Origin of the sequence: Acidovorax sp. 106, from assembly GCF_003663825.1 — a bacterium.
Taxonomy (GTDB): domain Bacteria; phylum Pseudomonadota; class Gammaproteobacteria; order Burkholderiales; family Burkholderiaceae_C; genus Acidovorax.
The window spans coordinates 4,258,844-4,272,482 of record NZ_RCCC01000001.1; the positions used below are offsets into that span (position 1 = coordinate 4,258,844).

Genomic DNA, 13,639 nt, shown 5'->3' on the forward strand with positions numbered 1-13,639 from the left:
CCAGATTTCAATCTCACAGTCGGAGAGCAGTCTGCCGCTCAAATCGAGCCAAGCTCGCCAGCTTCCGTTCAATGCAGGCTTGCTTTCGTGTCCGTTACAGTTACCCCAAAACACCAAAAGGGGAGCTATGACAAAGAGCGGAGGGGTCCGGATCCTTACGGAGCCAAGTGCTGCTACGGCGCTCTTGGGAGAGGTCGTGCAGGCAGCAGACAGCGACCGAGACGCGCTCGGATTTTTCTCGCGCAGCGTCTATGCGGCCTTCTGTCGCAAAGGACAATTGTTTGTAGCGGTCGAGAGTGACGGTCGCGGCGAGACGTATGTCGGTCATCTGTTGTTTGATCTCCGCTTCCCCAAAGCGCACGTGCGGCAGATCTATGTTCCTAAGACAAGTCGCAGTCGAAACATCGGTCGGATGCTGCTCGATGCCTTGAAGAACATGTCCACGGAGGCACAGTTCATTTCGATTCATGCCCGGGTAGCTGAAGACCTCAAAGACGCCAACTTGTTCTGGGAAGCGCAGGGGTTCTACGCCCAACGAGTTGAACCAGGAGGGGCTAGTCGCAATCGCATGATCGTGGTTCGCGCCCATGAACTCGACACCCCTCAGCTCTTTGCGCCCAGCGGAATCAACGCCGTTGACCCACTCGGCCTAGATGCCTTGGAGGGTGGGGGCAAACCGCTCTACCTTCTGGACTTGAATGTGCTTTTCGACCTCGGGCCTCGCCGGCCTCGGTACGAACTAGCCATGAGTGTCTTCAGGGCCGAGCGGATGCGGACATGTTCACTGGCGATTAGCAGCGAGATTGAGACGGAGCTGCGCCGCACCGCCCACGACGGAAAGACGGATCCGATGCTCTCGTTCGCAGGAACACTTGCGAAGTTCTCGACGCCACCAGACAACGAGTGGGAGCGCCTTTCGCCGATGCTTGCGGCAATCGTATTTCCCCAGCGCCATGCGTCGGGCTCGCTGTCGGAGAATGACCAGTCTGACCTGCAACACCTCGCAACGGCTATTCACCACGGCCTGCCAGGGCTCATAACCAGCGATGGACGAATTCTTGAGCGGGCACCTGAGCTCAGAAGGCAGTTTGGAGTGGACGCAATTTCGCCTGAGCTGTTTCAGGTCGATCCCGACCACACCGCGAGTCCTGTAGTGCACAAGGCCCATAGTACGGACATCATCGAAGTGCAACCCGCATCGGCAAGCGATGCAACGGCCGTTCGGAGTCTGTTGACGAACCTTGGCCTCGACACTGCGACCCAGGTTAACGAATGGGCCGCGACTGAGGCCGATAATTCGGCGTGCTTGCGCCACGTGGCGCGATGCAATGGTGTCGTCGCTGGCTACTTAGTAATGCCGACGAGCATTCGAGGACAGGAGATTCGAGCTTTTGCGGCGGTTGCCGAGGACCAGAGAGACGCATATGAGATTGCCCAAACCTTGCTCCGACACGTTCTGAGCATCGTAAAACCAGGGGATGTCGGCCGGGTGCGGTTGAGCTGTCCTCCGCGTCAAGCCACGCTTCGCGAAGTCGCGGCAACCTTCGGCTATGTGGCGTCCTCATCGACGTCGGACGACCTTCAGAAGATCGTCGCCAAAGGGCGTATGACAGAACGTAACTGGGATGTCGGACGCAAATCGTTGGCGGCAGTGAGCAAACTAGGTTTGCCAGACACGCCCCCACTGTTCCGGCACGTCGATCAGCAAATTTCAGTGATTCGACCGGACGGGCAGAAAGTCTTGGTCCCGCTTTTCAAGTTGGAGTCCCTGCTGGCGCCGATGCTCATGTGCTTGCCAGGTAGAGAGGGTGTGATGGTCCCCCTGAGAAAGCAATTTGAGGAGCATCTCTTGGCGGACTCACCGCAGGACTCCTTCCTGCCCCAAGGAAAGGCCCAGCTTGCACCGTTGCGCCACTACCTGAGCGACAAGAAGACACTTAAGAACTATTCGCGCGGTGATTTGATGTTCTTCTACGAGCCCGTGAAGAACGGAGGTTCCGGCGCTGTCATTGCGGTTGGTCGCGTACTACGTGCCTACCTTCGCGATGAGTCTGCCATGCAAGCCGACGACTTGGCGCCCTCGGTGCTGGATAGCACCCAACTTTCCAGCATCGGGGTCGCGAAGACCAAGACCATCACGGTGTTCGACAATGTGTTGCGCCTGCCCAGGCCTGTACCGCTGCATGAGCTCAAGGCTTTGAACTGCGGCGAGGCCTACCAACTGATTACTTGCCAACGACTGTCTTCCGAGCAGGTTCAGGCGATCCTAGAAAAAGGCCTTTGATGCAACCGAACCAGCATGTGCTCATATCACTTGACGAGCGCCATGCAAACAACATCCTCGCTGGTACTAAGCAAGTGGAGCTAAGGCGCAGGACCATGCACGTTGAGCCAGGCTCGACGATTTGGTTCTACGTGAAGAAACCTGTAGGTGCAGTCGTTGGTTTTGCGACCGTGGGCACGATCTACTCGGCCGCGCCGAGCACCGTCTGGCGTAAATACAGCTCCGTCTCAGGCCTCGGCAAGTCCGAGTTCATGAGCTACTTTGACGGGGTGGCTGTGGCGTCGGCGATGGCGCTGTCTGGCGCCAAGAAATTGAAGAAGCCCATCACGCTTGAAGCCCTTCGGACAGCCATGCCGGGGTTCCATCCGCCGCAGTTCTACTGTCGACTTGAGACCAATTCACCGGTCAGGCAGCGCCTTTTAGCAGTGACCGCCTAGGGTTGCCGCTATCTAGGAAAAGCTGGTCGATTCACATCCAGGCACGGGCGGTGAGGGGCGCACCGTGTGCGTCTGATCCCCACAGGCAAAACTCCAACATGAATCTCTTCGTCATCAACACTGACCTCAAAGACGATGCGGTTGACGCCGAGCATCACTGGTTTGACAGGGGCATCGCCGTCACAAGCGGTGGTCAGCGATACCGCAACGGCCTGAAGCGCCCTCGCGAAGGCGACCTGCTGGCGCTATACGTCAATGGGCGTGGCATTGCGGCGGTTGGGCGCGCAGTCGATGACGTCGTTGTGGAGGTTCACGGGGATGACCTCGTCAATCCGAAGGAGTCGGAGGAGTACCACCGCGCCGTGGTCTGGCAGTACGACCTAAGGGAGGCGCCCATCACCATTCCCGCCCTTCGAGACCTCCGCATATTCGGACAGAACGCCGTCAGCCAGGTCAAGTTGAGCAGTGCGTACCAGGGGTTCCTTCAGCTCCTAGCTGGCCGGGCGGCCAAGCCACAGTCGGATCGAACGGAATTGAGGCGCTCGGCCGCCCTGGTCCAAAGGACCGGCCCGCTGAAGCGCCCAGCGGGGGCGCGGAAGCCGTTGCAGCGGCCGGCTCCTGGCATGGTTTTCGACCGCGATCCAGCCGTTAAGGCCTGGACACTTCGGCGTTCGAAGGGACTATGCGAGTGCTGCCGCCAGAAAGCGCCCTTCACAGACAAGGACGGGTTGCCTTACCTTGAGTCCCATCACATCGTGCACCTAGCCAACGGCGGCACCGATACCCCTGACAACGCCGCGTCAGTTTGCCCGAACTGCCATAGGGAGCTTCACCACGCGGGCGAGGCTCGCCGGCGGGAGTTGACGGACAAGCTGCGCCGTCACGTTCTTGAGACGGAAGAGGCATCTGGTGGGGTACTGGCCTAGCGTTGGGCGACCGGGGGCTGTAGAGGGATTGTCCAATCGCTCAAAGCGCTTCCGACGGCGTTCGCGAGGCCAGAATTCCTGCCGTGCGCAGACTCCCGACGCCGCTCCTCAAGAGTGCCCATTTCGTTAGCGACCGGCTCCTTACGCTGCGAAGCTGGCCCCTCCGGCGTTCCAGGACCATTAGCTGAGTGCCTCGCAGCTCGTCCTTGTAGCCACGAGCCCACAAGGTTTGACAGCTACATCAGTTCGAAAGGAGAAAGAACGCCGCAGAGCCTGCCCTGCTTTTCTTCGACAAGCCAAAGCCGCGTTTCCTTTCCCTGGTCATCCGCGAGAAGCTTTTGGACCTCATCCGTGGGGCCAACAACGGTAGCCTCCAGCAAGTCGAGCTCTTGGGCAGCTTCATCAATCGTGCGCGCGAGCGCCCCCGCCCAGTCCTTGCTAGCCAGCATGTACCTGGCGAGACCGTTCTCAGAAAGCAGCTTCCACCCATCCTTGAAGACAGGCAGAAACGAGAAGGAGTGCGTGAGCATCAGCTGCCGTGCGTACGCGACCGGCTGCCAAACTTCCAGCACGACGGGTGACTTAACCATGAAGTCTTTGACGGCCTGGCGAGGGAGTTGCTGTTCTTTCATGAGTGCCTCTTCTAGGCCGATACAGAGTTCGATGGCTGCTGCCGTCGCATGCCGCGCGAAGACACCGGTATGCATCGCGTCGTTCCTCGCTTTTTTAACCACCGCAAAAAGCGCCGAGAAGGTGCTGAAACGTCCAGGTTGCGTCTCTGATAGTCGAGAAAGTACGACTGACGCATTGGCCAATGCAGCAAGCGCTTGCTCGTACTGGCCCAGGTTTTTCTTGCGGCCGAAAAGCCGTAGGCCTAGTGCCTCGAGCGCAAAACAGATCGCATCAAAGCCCTCGGCATCTGCCAGCGCAGCGTAACGGCCGGCACGCAGCGCATCGCGATGGTAGAGGCGCTCGTGCCATTGAAGCGTGGGAACATTCATCTGCGCGTTTGAAGGCCCTGCCGCAGGCCTTGATTTATTGACAATCAGTCAGTGTCGCAGATATAGGTAATATCTTTGAGCCATTCTCGATTGCATTGCCTCGTAGAGTGGCCCGTCGGGCCATCGCCCTGTAGCCGTAGGGAACGACTGCTTGATGCTGGACAGGGCGAGCACGCGTGCGCGCGGCCACTGGCCGCAAACGCTGCACAGCGGACATAGCGACTCGTAGTTGCTACTGTATTTATAGCTATTAGCGCTTTACCAATAAGCGCAAGGACCTATTTTTACTAATATTCTGCGTGAGCCAAACCTGTTCCCGCCGCATCAGTCAGTGCAAGGCCTGCCAGCGCACTACTCAGCCGCGGATGCACAAACCGGTATCCCTGGCTCAGCGCGGTACGCGGCACGGCAGACTGCCCATCCATCAGCAGGGTGGACATTTCCCCCAGTAGGACCCGCATCGGTAGCCCCGGCATGCGCAGCCAGACACATCGTCCAAACGATGCAGCCAGGGCCTGCGCAAACGTGGCCTGCGTCACCGCATCAGGCGCCACGGCATTGACGGGGCCTTGCAGGGTTTGGTGCGCCATCGCAAACCGCACCAGCCCCACCGCGTCAGCCAGATGAATCCACGGCGCAGGCTGGCGGCCATTGCCCAGCACCGCGCCCAGGCCCAGCCGTGCGCTCAGGGCTTGCAGGGGGTAGGCGCCACCGCCATGCCCCAGCACCACACCAAAGCGCATGCGCACCACCCGCACGCCCAGGGCTTCGGCGCGGCGTGCCTCGTGCTCGATGGCCGCGCACAGGTCAGACTGGAACTCGCCAGGGCGGGGTGGGGCGGTTTCGTCCAACGGCTCCATCGACGCGTTGGGCGATGCGCCGTAGAAGCCGACGGCCGACGCGCTGACCAGCACGCGTGGGGCCTTGTGCAGGCGCCGCATCAGGCTAACGACTGCCACGGTGGTGTCGACGCGGCTGGCCAGCAGTTGGCGTCTGCGCGCCTGGGTCCACGGCATGCCCAGCACGCGTGCGCCTGCCAGATTGACCACTGCGTCGATGGTCGTTTCAGACGGGATGGCGTCCAGGGTATCCACCACCCACACGCCGGGGCCAAAGCTGGCGCGGGCCTGCAGCGCGTCACGCGTCAACACGATCACCCGCTGGCCGTCGCGCACCAGGTCGGCCACCAGGGCGCTGCCCACAAAGCCTGTAGCGCCAGTGACCAAAGTAGCTGGCTGGGGTGAGAGACTGCTGGCAAGCGGGGCGCTCGTTTGAGCAGACGCGGCCACGCGGTACAGGTGCACGGTGGCGATCGCATTGCGCACGCTCCAGGCCCACACGCCCACCGCGTAGGCCGTGAACAGCCAAGACACCCAGCCGTGCGGGGCCAGCACCATGGCGGTAGGCTGCTGCAGCCAGCCCCACAGCACCGGGGCTACCAGTCCCAGGAACAGGCCGTAACTGATGGTCAGCAGCGTGTGCAGCAGGCGTTCAAACGGTGGCAGGCGCCGGGTGCGGTCTTCTTCCAAAAAGTCGGCCAGGGTAATGCCCAGCTCGATCACCAGCAGGGCCGCGAGCAGCGCGGCAAAGGCGCCGCGCCATTCAAACCAGGCCAGGCCGAAAAAGACGATGCCGTAGATGGCCTCGCGTGCGGCATGCAGCGCCAGCTCGTAGCGCGCCGAGGTGCGCTGCGGCAGCCGGGCCTCCAGCTCGTGGTGCCACAGGTTGTCAAACGCGCCCATCACGGCCTGGACGGACAGCAGCAGAAAAATGGTGTTCATGGCATTCATGGTTTTGCCCTCAGTGAGAAGAAAAATGGGTAGGTGGTCAATCGGTGCGCTCATCGGCCACGGGGTCGGTGAATACGCCGGACTGGTGGAAGGTTTCGCCCCACAGCGGGTGCACCATGCTCAGCGTGAAGCGGAACTGGCCTGCGCCCAGGTCGGTGTGGGCCACCCGGCAGGTGCCCGGCGTGAGCAGGGTGGGCACAGGGATGCGCAGGCGCCCCAGCACCCACCAAAAGCGGCGGCTGCGAAACACCAGCGAGCCGTCCTCCTCGAGCACATCCAGCGACATGGCCAAGCCGCCATCGGTGCGTTCGAGCAAGCCGCCATCGGCGCCCAGCTCCTTGGTCGATCGCACAGTGCGGTCTGCTCCGTGGTGGGCGCCGTTTTCGGATTCAGTGCCGGTGTGAAAGCACCGCTCCCACACCACACCTCCGCGCCCGTTGTGGCTGACGCGCACAGTGGCGGGCAGGGCGGTGGTGTGGAGGTGGGTCAGCGGGCCGCCCCAGGGGCGGGTCAATGCGGCATAGACATGGCCGATCCGCGAGCAGCGCAGGTCCATCTGGCCGCGGTAGCTCACATCGGCGTGTGCCAGGCCAAAGCGGCGCTGCACGGCGGCGGGCAGGCGTGCCCAGGCTGCGGCACCCACCAAGGCGCGCAGATCCAGATCGCGGGCTGGGCCGACGGCGGGTGCTTCGCTGTGGCGGGACGCAGGGGTGAAAAGGGCAAACATGCTGGGCTCGGAAGGAGTGGCGGTTGCTCTCTCTATTGCGAAACCCGGGCCAGCCTCATCGTGCGCTGCAAGTGCTTGATTTCATTGAAATTCGCTGGCCGACCTGCATACTTGGTTTACAGTGCGCGCAGCCCCACCGTTAACCCCAGGAACAGGTCTCCGCCATGTGCAACGTCTTTGCCCACCCTGTCTGCGCATGCTGATCCACGCCGTCCTGGGGTTTTCGGTGCTCGAAACGCTGGTGCTGGCCGCGGTGCTGCTGGCCTGGGCCGACCGCGTGGCGGGTGCCCGGCTTTTGGCGGCTTTTTTGACCGGTATCTCGCTGTGGATGGTGGGCAACGAACTGCCCAACTGGCTGGGCCCCGAGACCGAGCCTGTGGCCATGCGCTTGCTGGCGACGGCGCCATTCGCCTCTGCGCTGTTCTTTCATTTCTGCACGGTGTTTTGCCGCGTGGACCTGGGGCGCTGGGGTGTTGCGGCAGCCTATGCGCTGGGCGGGTGCGCTACGGTGGTTTCCATGGTTTTGGTGCCAGGGCACTTGATCCATCACCGTGACATAGGCTGGATTGCGGTTGCAGACACCGTAGGCGCTGTGGCCAGCATGGCCTGGGTCATTCTGGGCATTGGCGGTGTGGCGGTGCTGGTGCATGCTTTGCTGCGTGCACGCCAGTCGGGCGACGGGCAGAAATTTCGGCAAATTGCTGCGGTCACCGCATCGTGCCTGTGGGGCCTGCTGTGCCTGGCGGGCTACGGCATTGCGGTGCTGGATCTTCCGATCTATCCGTTTCCCTTGCTGGGCCTGCCGCTCTACTCGTTGATTTTGGTCTACGGCATCTTGCGCTATGGCGTGTTTGTGGCCAACGCCTGGGCCCGCCGCGCCCTGGTGTGGGCGCTGCTGCTGGCGCTGGGGGCGGTGGTGCTGGCGCTCACGCCACTGCTGCCGTTTGAATCGCGCTGGCTGGGTGGGCTGGCGGTAGCGGCCAGTGTGCTGGCGCTCAACGGCCCAGTGCGCCGCGTGGCCGAGCGGCTGGTGTACCCCGGGGGCGAGGTGTCCATAGCCGACCTGGGTGCCTGGCGCAGCGCGCTGCTGTCGGCCGATACGCCCCAGGCCTTGGCGCAGCAGGCCGCCCAGTTGCTGGGCCAGCGCATCGGCACGCAGGTCGAAGTCCATCTCGGCGGCCCATTGGCACCCGCAACGCCTGCCATACCCCCGGCCGGTACCCCGCAGCTGGTGTGCAGCCCAGGCCCGCAAGGCTGGCAGACCACGCTGCAGGGCTGGGACGCCGCACCGCCGGGGCCACGCCATGTGGCCGAGCTGTTTGGCACCGTGGTGGCCGAGGCCGCAGCGCGTGTCGAGCAGTCGCAGCAGTTTGCCGCCCGCGAGCGCGAGCGCCAGTTGCAGGCGCGGCTGGCCGAACTGGGCGCGCTGGCGGCCACCGTGGCCCATGACATCCGCAACCCGCTCAACATCATCTCCATGGCCGTAGCCGCCGCGCCCGCCGACACGCGCCGCGAGGTGGCAGACCAGGTGGCGCGCATTGCCCACCTCACCAACGACTTGCTGGACTTTGCCAAACCCTGGAAGCTGGTGCCCCGCGAACTGGACCTGGCCGCCCATGTGCGCACCGCAGCCCAACGCCTGCCCGCTGTGACCCTGGGCGCAGGCCTGGCCCAGCCGCTGCCACTGCACGCCGACCCCCGCCGCATAGACCAGGCACTGACCAACTTGCTGGAGAACGCGCGCACTGCGCTGGCATCCGGCGCCGCGGAACCCTATGGTGCTGCAGATATCGCAGCAGCCACTGCGCACAGCCCCGTGCACATTGACGCAGAAACCACCGACAACGCCGTGCTGCTGCACATCTGCGACGCCGGCCCCGGGGTGCCCGACGAAATCCGCAGCCGCCTGTTCGAGCCCTTTGCATCGCGCAGCCCCGGCGGCACCGGGCTGGGCCTGGCCATCGTGGCCCGCATCATGGCCGCGCACGGCGGCTCGGTGGCGCTGACCGAGCGGCCACCGTGGAGCACCTGCTTTACGCTGCACTTTCCTTTGACGCCCCCACCATGACAGCCCACACCCCTGACAACCTGCCATTCAATGCGTCGGACACTCCTGCCGATGCGCGGCAAGATGCCGCACTGACGCCCGAGCCGGAAAGCGGCCAGGCCAGCGGCGACATCAGCGGCCATGTGCTGCTGGTCGATGACGAGGCTGCATTTCAACGCCTGGGCGGTGCGTTTTTGCGCAACCTGGGCCACACCGTCACGCTGGCGGGCGATGGCGCGCAGGCCCAGGCCGCTTTCGCCCAACAGCCGCCCGAGCTGGTGCTGCTAGACCTGGCCATGCCGCCCCACATGGACCCGGAGATCGGCCTGGAGCTGATCCCGCGCTTTGCGCCCGTGCCCGTGGTGGTGCTGACGGGCCACGGCGACCACGCGCTGGCCCTGCGCGCCACCGAGCTGGGCGCCTGGGATTTTTTGACCAAGCCCATTGACCCGGACATGCTGCGCTTTGTTGTGGCGCGCGGGCTGCGCAAGGCCCGGCTGGACGCGGAACTGGCAGCCCTGCGTGCGGGGCAGTCACAGGACGACTTGGGGCTGGTGGGGCAGGCGGCCGCCACGGTGCAACTGCGCGCCCTGGTGCGCCGCGTGGCCCCCACACAGGTCAGCGTGCTGGTGCTGGGCCCCACGGGCACGGGCAAAGAACTGGTGGCCCGTGCCTTGCACGCCTGCAGCGCCCGCAAGAGCGAGCCCTTTGTCGCCATCCACTGCGGCGCGTTGTCGGCAGAGCTGCTGGAGAGCGAACTTTTTGGGCACATGAAGGGCAGCTTCACCGGCGCTTACCGCGACCAGCCGGGCTTGGTAGAGGCCGCACACGGCGGCACGCTGTTTCTGGACGAGGTGGGCGAGATGCCACCGCCCATGCAGGTCAAGCTGCTGCGCTTTTTGCAAGAGGGCACCTTTGTGCCCGTGGGCGGGCGCAGCCAAAAGCGTGCGGATGCGCGCGTGGTTGCGGCCACCCACCGCGATCTGGAAGCGATGGTGCGCGAAGGCACGTTCCGCGAAGACCTGTTTTACCGCCTCAAGGGCGTGGTGCTGCGCACACCGTCTTTGGCAGAGCGGCCCGCCGACATCCCGCTGCTGGCCACGCGGTTTTTGCACCGCGTGGCGCAGCGTGCCAGCCTCTCGCCCAGCGCCCTGGCGTGGCTGATGGCGCGTGACTGGCCGGGCAATGTGCGCGAACTCAAAGCCGTGGTGGAGTCAGCCGGGGCGCTGCTGATGCCCGCGCAGCGCGAGGTAGATGCCGAGCTGCTGCAACTGGCCAGCGGCGACCTAACCGACGCAAGCGACATTGCCCCTGCCCACCACGCCACACTTGGCACGCAGGGCAGCACCGGGCCACTGGACGCAGCCCTGATGGAGCTGGAAGTGCGCATGCTCCGCGACACGCTGGCGGCGGTGGCTGGCAATCAGTCGGAGGCCGCCCGGCGGCTGGGAATCTCGCGGGTGGGGCTGATCAAGAAAATGACGCGGCTGGGCTTGCGTTGAAGCGGTGGCTCAGGCAGATGGGGTGCCCGGCTTAGCTAACGGATGAACAACACTCGGGGATGGACTCACTGCAGGCTCCCCCCGCTTGCTGATCAACAACACCCCCGCCAACACCAGCGCCGCCCCCGCCATCTGCGGCCAGGACAAGGGTTCGTCCAATATCCAGCAGCCAAAAAAGATCGTGAGCACCGGGCCCAGCGTGCCGATCAGTGCGGTTTTGGCTGCGCCGATGCGGCGGATGGCGGCCGACGTCATGAACACGGGCAGCACGGTCGAGAAGAGGGCCATGCCCAGCGCGTGCAGGTAGACCGGGGCGGGCTGCACCAAGGCGCCCACAGGCTGCGACACCCCAAAGTGCAGCAGCGTGGCACCCGTGGAGACCAACATGGCCAAGGCGGTGAAGCGTGCTGCGCCCAGCCTGCGGATGGCGGGCTCGCTGCCCGCCTGATAGAACGCGTAAGACACCGCCGAGCCGAACACAAAACCCGCCCCGATGAGCACGGCGCGCGTGTCCCCCGCAATGTGCAAGTCGTGCGCAAACGCCAGGCCAATGCCTGCATAGGACAGCAGCAGCGCCCCCACCTCGCGCCGCGAGGCCCGTTTGCCCATGAACAGCACGCCAATCAGGATGGTGAGGGTGGGGTAGGTGAACAAAATCAGCCGCTCCAGGCTGGCGGTGATGTACTGCAAGCCCATGAAGTCGAGGATGCTGGAGCCGTAGTACCCCAACAAGCCCAGCGCAATGACCGCCAGCCAGTCGCGCCGGGGCAGCGGGGCCAGGGCGCGGCTGGCGCGCCAGCCCACCCAGGCAAACACGGGCACGGAAAACGCCATGCGCAGGGCCAGCAAGGTGACCGAATCCACCGGCACCGCTTGCGGCACCGCGTAGGCCAGCTTCACAAAAATGGCTTTGAAGGAAAAGCCCAGGGCAGCCAAAACGGCCAGAACAATGCCGAGGCGTTCGGCGGACCAGTGTTTCCAGGGCATGGGGCGGGGCAGCGTCAAGATGGGAAAGTTATGCGAACAGGGCGAACGCTTACCGTGGCAAGGATTCAACGATGGGCAATGATCCTATAGGCGCACTGACGGCACAATTGCCCATTCCCCAAGCATGCGTTCGTTAAAAACGAACGCTGCATGCCGCCGTCACCCCCCGCCAGGAGCCCGTTTGTGAACTACGACCTTGTGGATTTGCGCCTGTTTGTAGCCATGGCCGAAGAGCGCAACCTCACGCGCGGCGCCGCGCGCGCCTGCCTGGCCCCCTCGTCGGCCAGCCACCGGCTGCGGCGGCTGGAAGAGGCCCTGAACACGCCGCTGTTTGAGCGCCAGACCCGGGGCCTGGCCCTCACGCCTGCGGGCGAGACCCTGCTGCGCAATGCCCGCGAGGTGTTTGCGCGCATCGAGCAAATGCACGCCAACCTGCAGCCGTTTGCATCGGGCATTCGCGGCCATGTCAGCCTGTGGGCCAACACGCACGCCACGCATACCTTTTTGCCGGGCGACCTGGCCGGTTTTTTGAAGCACCACCCGCAGGTGAGCGTGACGCTGGAGGAGCGCACCAGCGCAGAAATTGTGGTGGCGGTGGCCGGTGGGGAGATCGAGGTGGGCGTGCTGGCAGACAGCGGCTCGGGCGTGGGGGTGGAGCTGGTTCCGTACCGGCAGGACCGCCTGGTGCTCATCGTGCCTGCAGGCCATGGGCTGGCAGGGCGCTCGCACGTGGGGTTTGCCGAGGTGATCGACCATGCGTTTGTCATGTTGCACGCGGGCTCAGCCATCCACACTTTCACGATGAACGCCGCAGCGGCACTGGGGCGCCACCTCGATGTACGCATCCAGGTGCGCAGTTTTGAGGCCGTGTGCCGCATGGTCGGGGCGGGTGTGGGCATTGGCCTTGTGCCACGGGGTGCCGCCTTGCAGGTGGCAGGCTTGAGCGAGCCGCCCGTGGTGCTGGAGATGAACGAGCCCTGGGCGCAGCGCGACCTGCAGATTTGCGTGCGCAAGGGCGCGGTGTTGTCCGGCTTTGCACAGGCGCTGGTGGCCCATTTGCGCCAGAGCGCGGCGTCTGCAAGCTGATCAGGCTGTGGCGGTGCTGACCTTCACGCCGTCCGCCTGAAGCTTCTTGCGCAAGGCGGCTGGGGTGGAGGCGGGCACCACCAGCGCCGCAAGTTCGCTGAGGGGGGCAATCGTGAAGGGCGACGCCGCGCCCAGCTTGTCTGCAGAGGCCAGTACCACGGTCTCGGCTGCGCGCTCGTGCAGTGCCCGTTTGACGGCGGCCTCTTCAAAATCGCCCGTGGTCAAGCCCGCTGTGGAGTGCACGCCGGTCACGCCCATCAGGTACAGGTCTGCGCGCAGCCGGGCGGCGGCTTCCACCACACTGGCGCCCACGTTCACCATCGAATGGCGAAACAGGCGGCCGCCCAGCATCAGCACCTCGATCTGCGCATGGCCAGCCAGTGCTACCGCAATGGTGGGGCTGTGGGTGACCACCGTGGCGCGCAGGGTAAGCGGCAGGTGCTGCACCACTTGCAGTGACGTGGTGCCTCCGTCCAGGATCACCACCTGGCCTGGTTGCACCAGCGCTGCGCCAGCGCGGCCCAGGGCCCTTTTTTCGTCGGGGGCCAAAGCAGCGCGCACCTGCATATCACCGATGGCGGCAGAAGCGGGCAGCGCACCACCGTGCACGCGCTGCAGCTGGCCTTCAGCGGCCAGCTCGCGCAGATCGCGCCGCACCGTGTCTTCTGAGATGCCCAGCTCTTCGCTGAATGCCTTGGCCACGATCTGGCCCTCCTGCTGAAGGCGCTGGAGGATGAGTTGCTTGCGCTGGGTGGTGAGCATGGCGTGGTTTGTCAGAACGGTGGGGCGCGGAAATGTGATTGCACGAATTTAATTGAAAGTGCATGATATTGCACGAATCAATCTTTTGAC

At 64.2% G+C, this 13,639-nt stretch carries 11 protein-coding genes; 6 read left to right on the top strand and 5 right to left on the bottom strand.

The window, feature by feature from the left end:
* Positions 1-196 precede the first annotated feature (196 nt).
* From C8C98_RS18715 to C8C98_RS22125, 3 genes are all read left to right on the top strand, one after another.
* On the top strand, positions 197-2,284 hold the full coding sequence (locus C8C98_RS18715; protein WP_158600184.1) for a GNAT family N-acetyltransferase: 2,088 nt from the start codon (positions 197-199) through the stop codon (positions 2,282-2,284).
* Positions 2,284-2,721, top strand: coding sequence for a transcriptional regulator (locus C8C98_RS18720; RefSeq protein WP_147436411.1), 438 nt, complete (start codon positions 2,284-2,286; stop codon positions 2,719-2,721). Before C8C98_RS18715 ends, C8C98_RS18720 begins: the two co-directional genes overlap by 1 nt.
* Positions 2,722-2,819: 98 nt before the next feature.
* Positions 2,820-3,647, top strand: coding sequence for an HNH endonuclease (locus C8C98_RS22125; RefSeq protein WP_233574600.1), 828 nt, complete (start codon positions 2,820-2,822; stop codon positions 3,645-3,647).
* A 236-nt stretch (positions 3,648-3,883) separates the two neighbouring features.
* Here the strand turns inward: C8C98_RS22125 and C8C98_RS18730 are convergent, their stop codons facing one another.
* From C8C98_RS18730 to C8C98_RS18740, 3 genes are all read right to left on the bottom strand, one after another.
* Complete coding sequence (locus tag C8C98_RS18730) at positions 3,884-4,648, bottom strand: CBS domain-containing protein (RefSeq protein ID WP_121455501.1); 765 nt, start codon at positions 4,646-4,648, stop codon at positions 3,884-3,886.
* A 287-nt stretch (positions 4,649-4,935) separates the two neighbouring features.
* Positions 4,936-6,429 carry a TIGR01777 family oxidoreductase gene (locus tag C8C98_RS18735; protein WP_233574601.1) on the bottom strand — a complete coding sequence of 498 codons (1,494 nt, stop codon included), beginning with the start codon at positions 6,427-6,429 and terminating at the stop codon, positions 4,936-4,938.
* A gap of 46 nt (positions 6,430-6,475) precedes the next feature.
* The gene (locus tag C8C98_RS18740) at positions 6,476-7,165 is read right to left on the bottom strand and encodes a DUF4166 domain-containing protein (RefSeq protein ID WP_121455502.1); all 690 of its coding nucleotides are present in this window, start codon (positions 7,163-7,165) and stop codon (positions 6,476-6,478) included.
* Between the two features lie 196 nt (positions 7,166-7,361).
* Here C8C98_RS18740 and C8C98_RS18745 point away from each other — a divergent pair, with 196 nt between their 5' ends.
* Positions 7,362-9,233, top strand: a complete 1,872-nt coding sequence (locus C8C98_RS18745) for a sensor histidine kinase (protein WP_121455503.1) — start codon at positions 7,362-7,364, stop codon at positions 9,231-9,233.
* On the top strand, positions 9,230-10,714 hold the full coding sequence (locus C8C98_RS18750) for a sigma-54 dependent transcriptional regulator (RefSeq protein WP_121455504.1): 1,485 nt from the start codon (positions 9,230-9,232) through the stop codon (positions 10,712-10,714). Before C8C98_RS18745 ends, C8C98_RS18750 begins: the two co-directional genes overlap by 4 nt.
* A 9-nt stretch (positions 10,715-10,723) precedes the next feature.
* Here the strand turns inward: C8C98_RS18750 and C8C98_RS18755 are convergent, their stop codons facing one another.
* Positions 10,724-11,701: a DMT family transporter gene (locus C8C98_RS18755; protein WP_121456385.1), complete on the bottom strand. Its 978-nt coding sequence runs from the start codon at positions 11,699-11,701 to the stop codon at positions 10,724-10,726.
* A gap of 183 nt (positions 11,702-11,884) precedes the next feature.
* Here C8C98_RS18755 and C8C98_RS18760 point away from each other — a divergent pair, with 183 nt between their 5' ends.
* Entirely contained in the window at positions 11,885-12,787 is a 903-nt protein-coding gene (locus tag C8C98_RS18760; protein WP_121456386.1) for a LysR family transcriptional regulator, read from the top strand.
* Here the strand turns inward: C8C98_RS18760 and C8C98_RS18765 are convergent, their stop codons facing one another.
* Complete coding sequence (locus C8C98_RS18765; RefSeq protein ID WP_121455505.1) at positions 12,788-13,549, bottom strand: DeoR/GlpR family DNA-binding transcription regulator; 762 nt, start codon at positions 13,547-13,549, stop codon at positions 12,788-12,790. It abuts the gene before it with no gap.
* Positions 13,550-13,639: the final 90 nt, after the last annotated feature.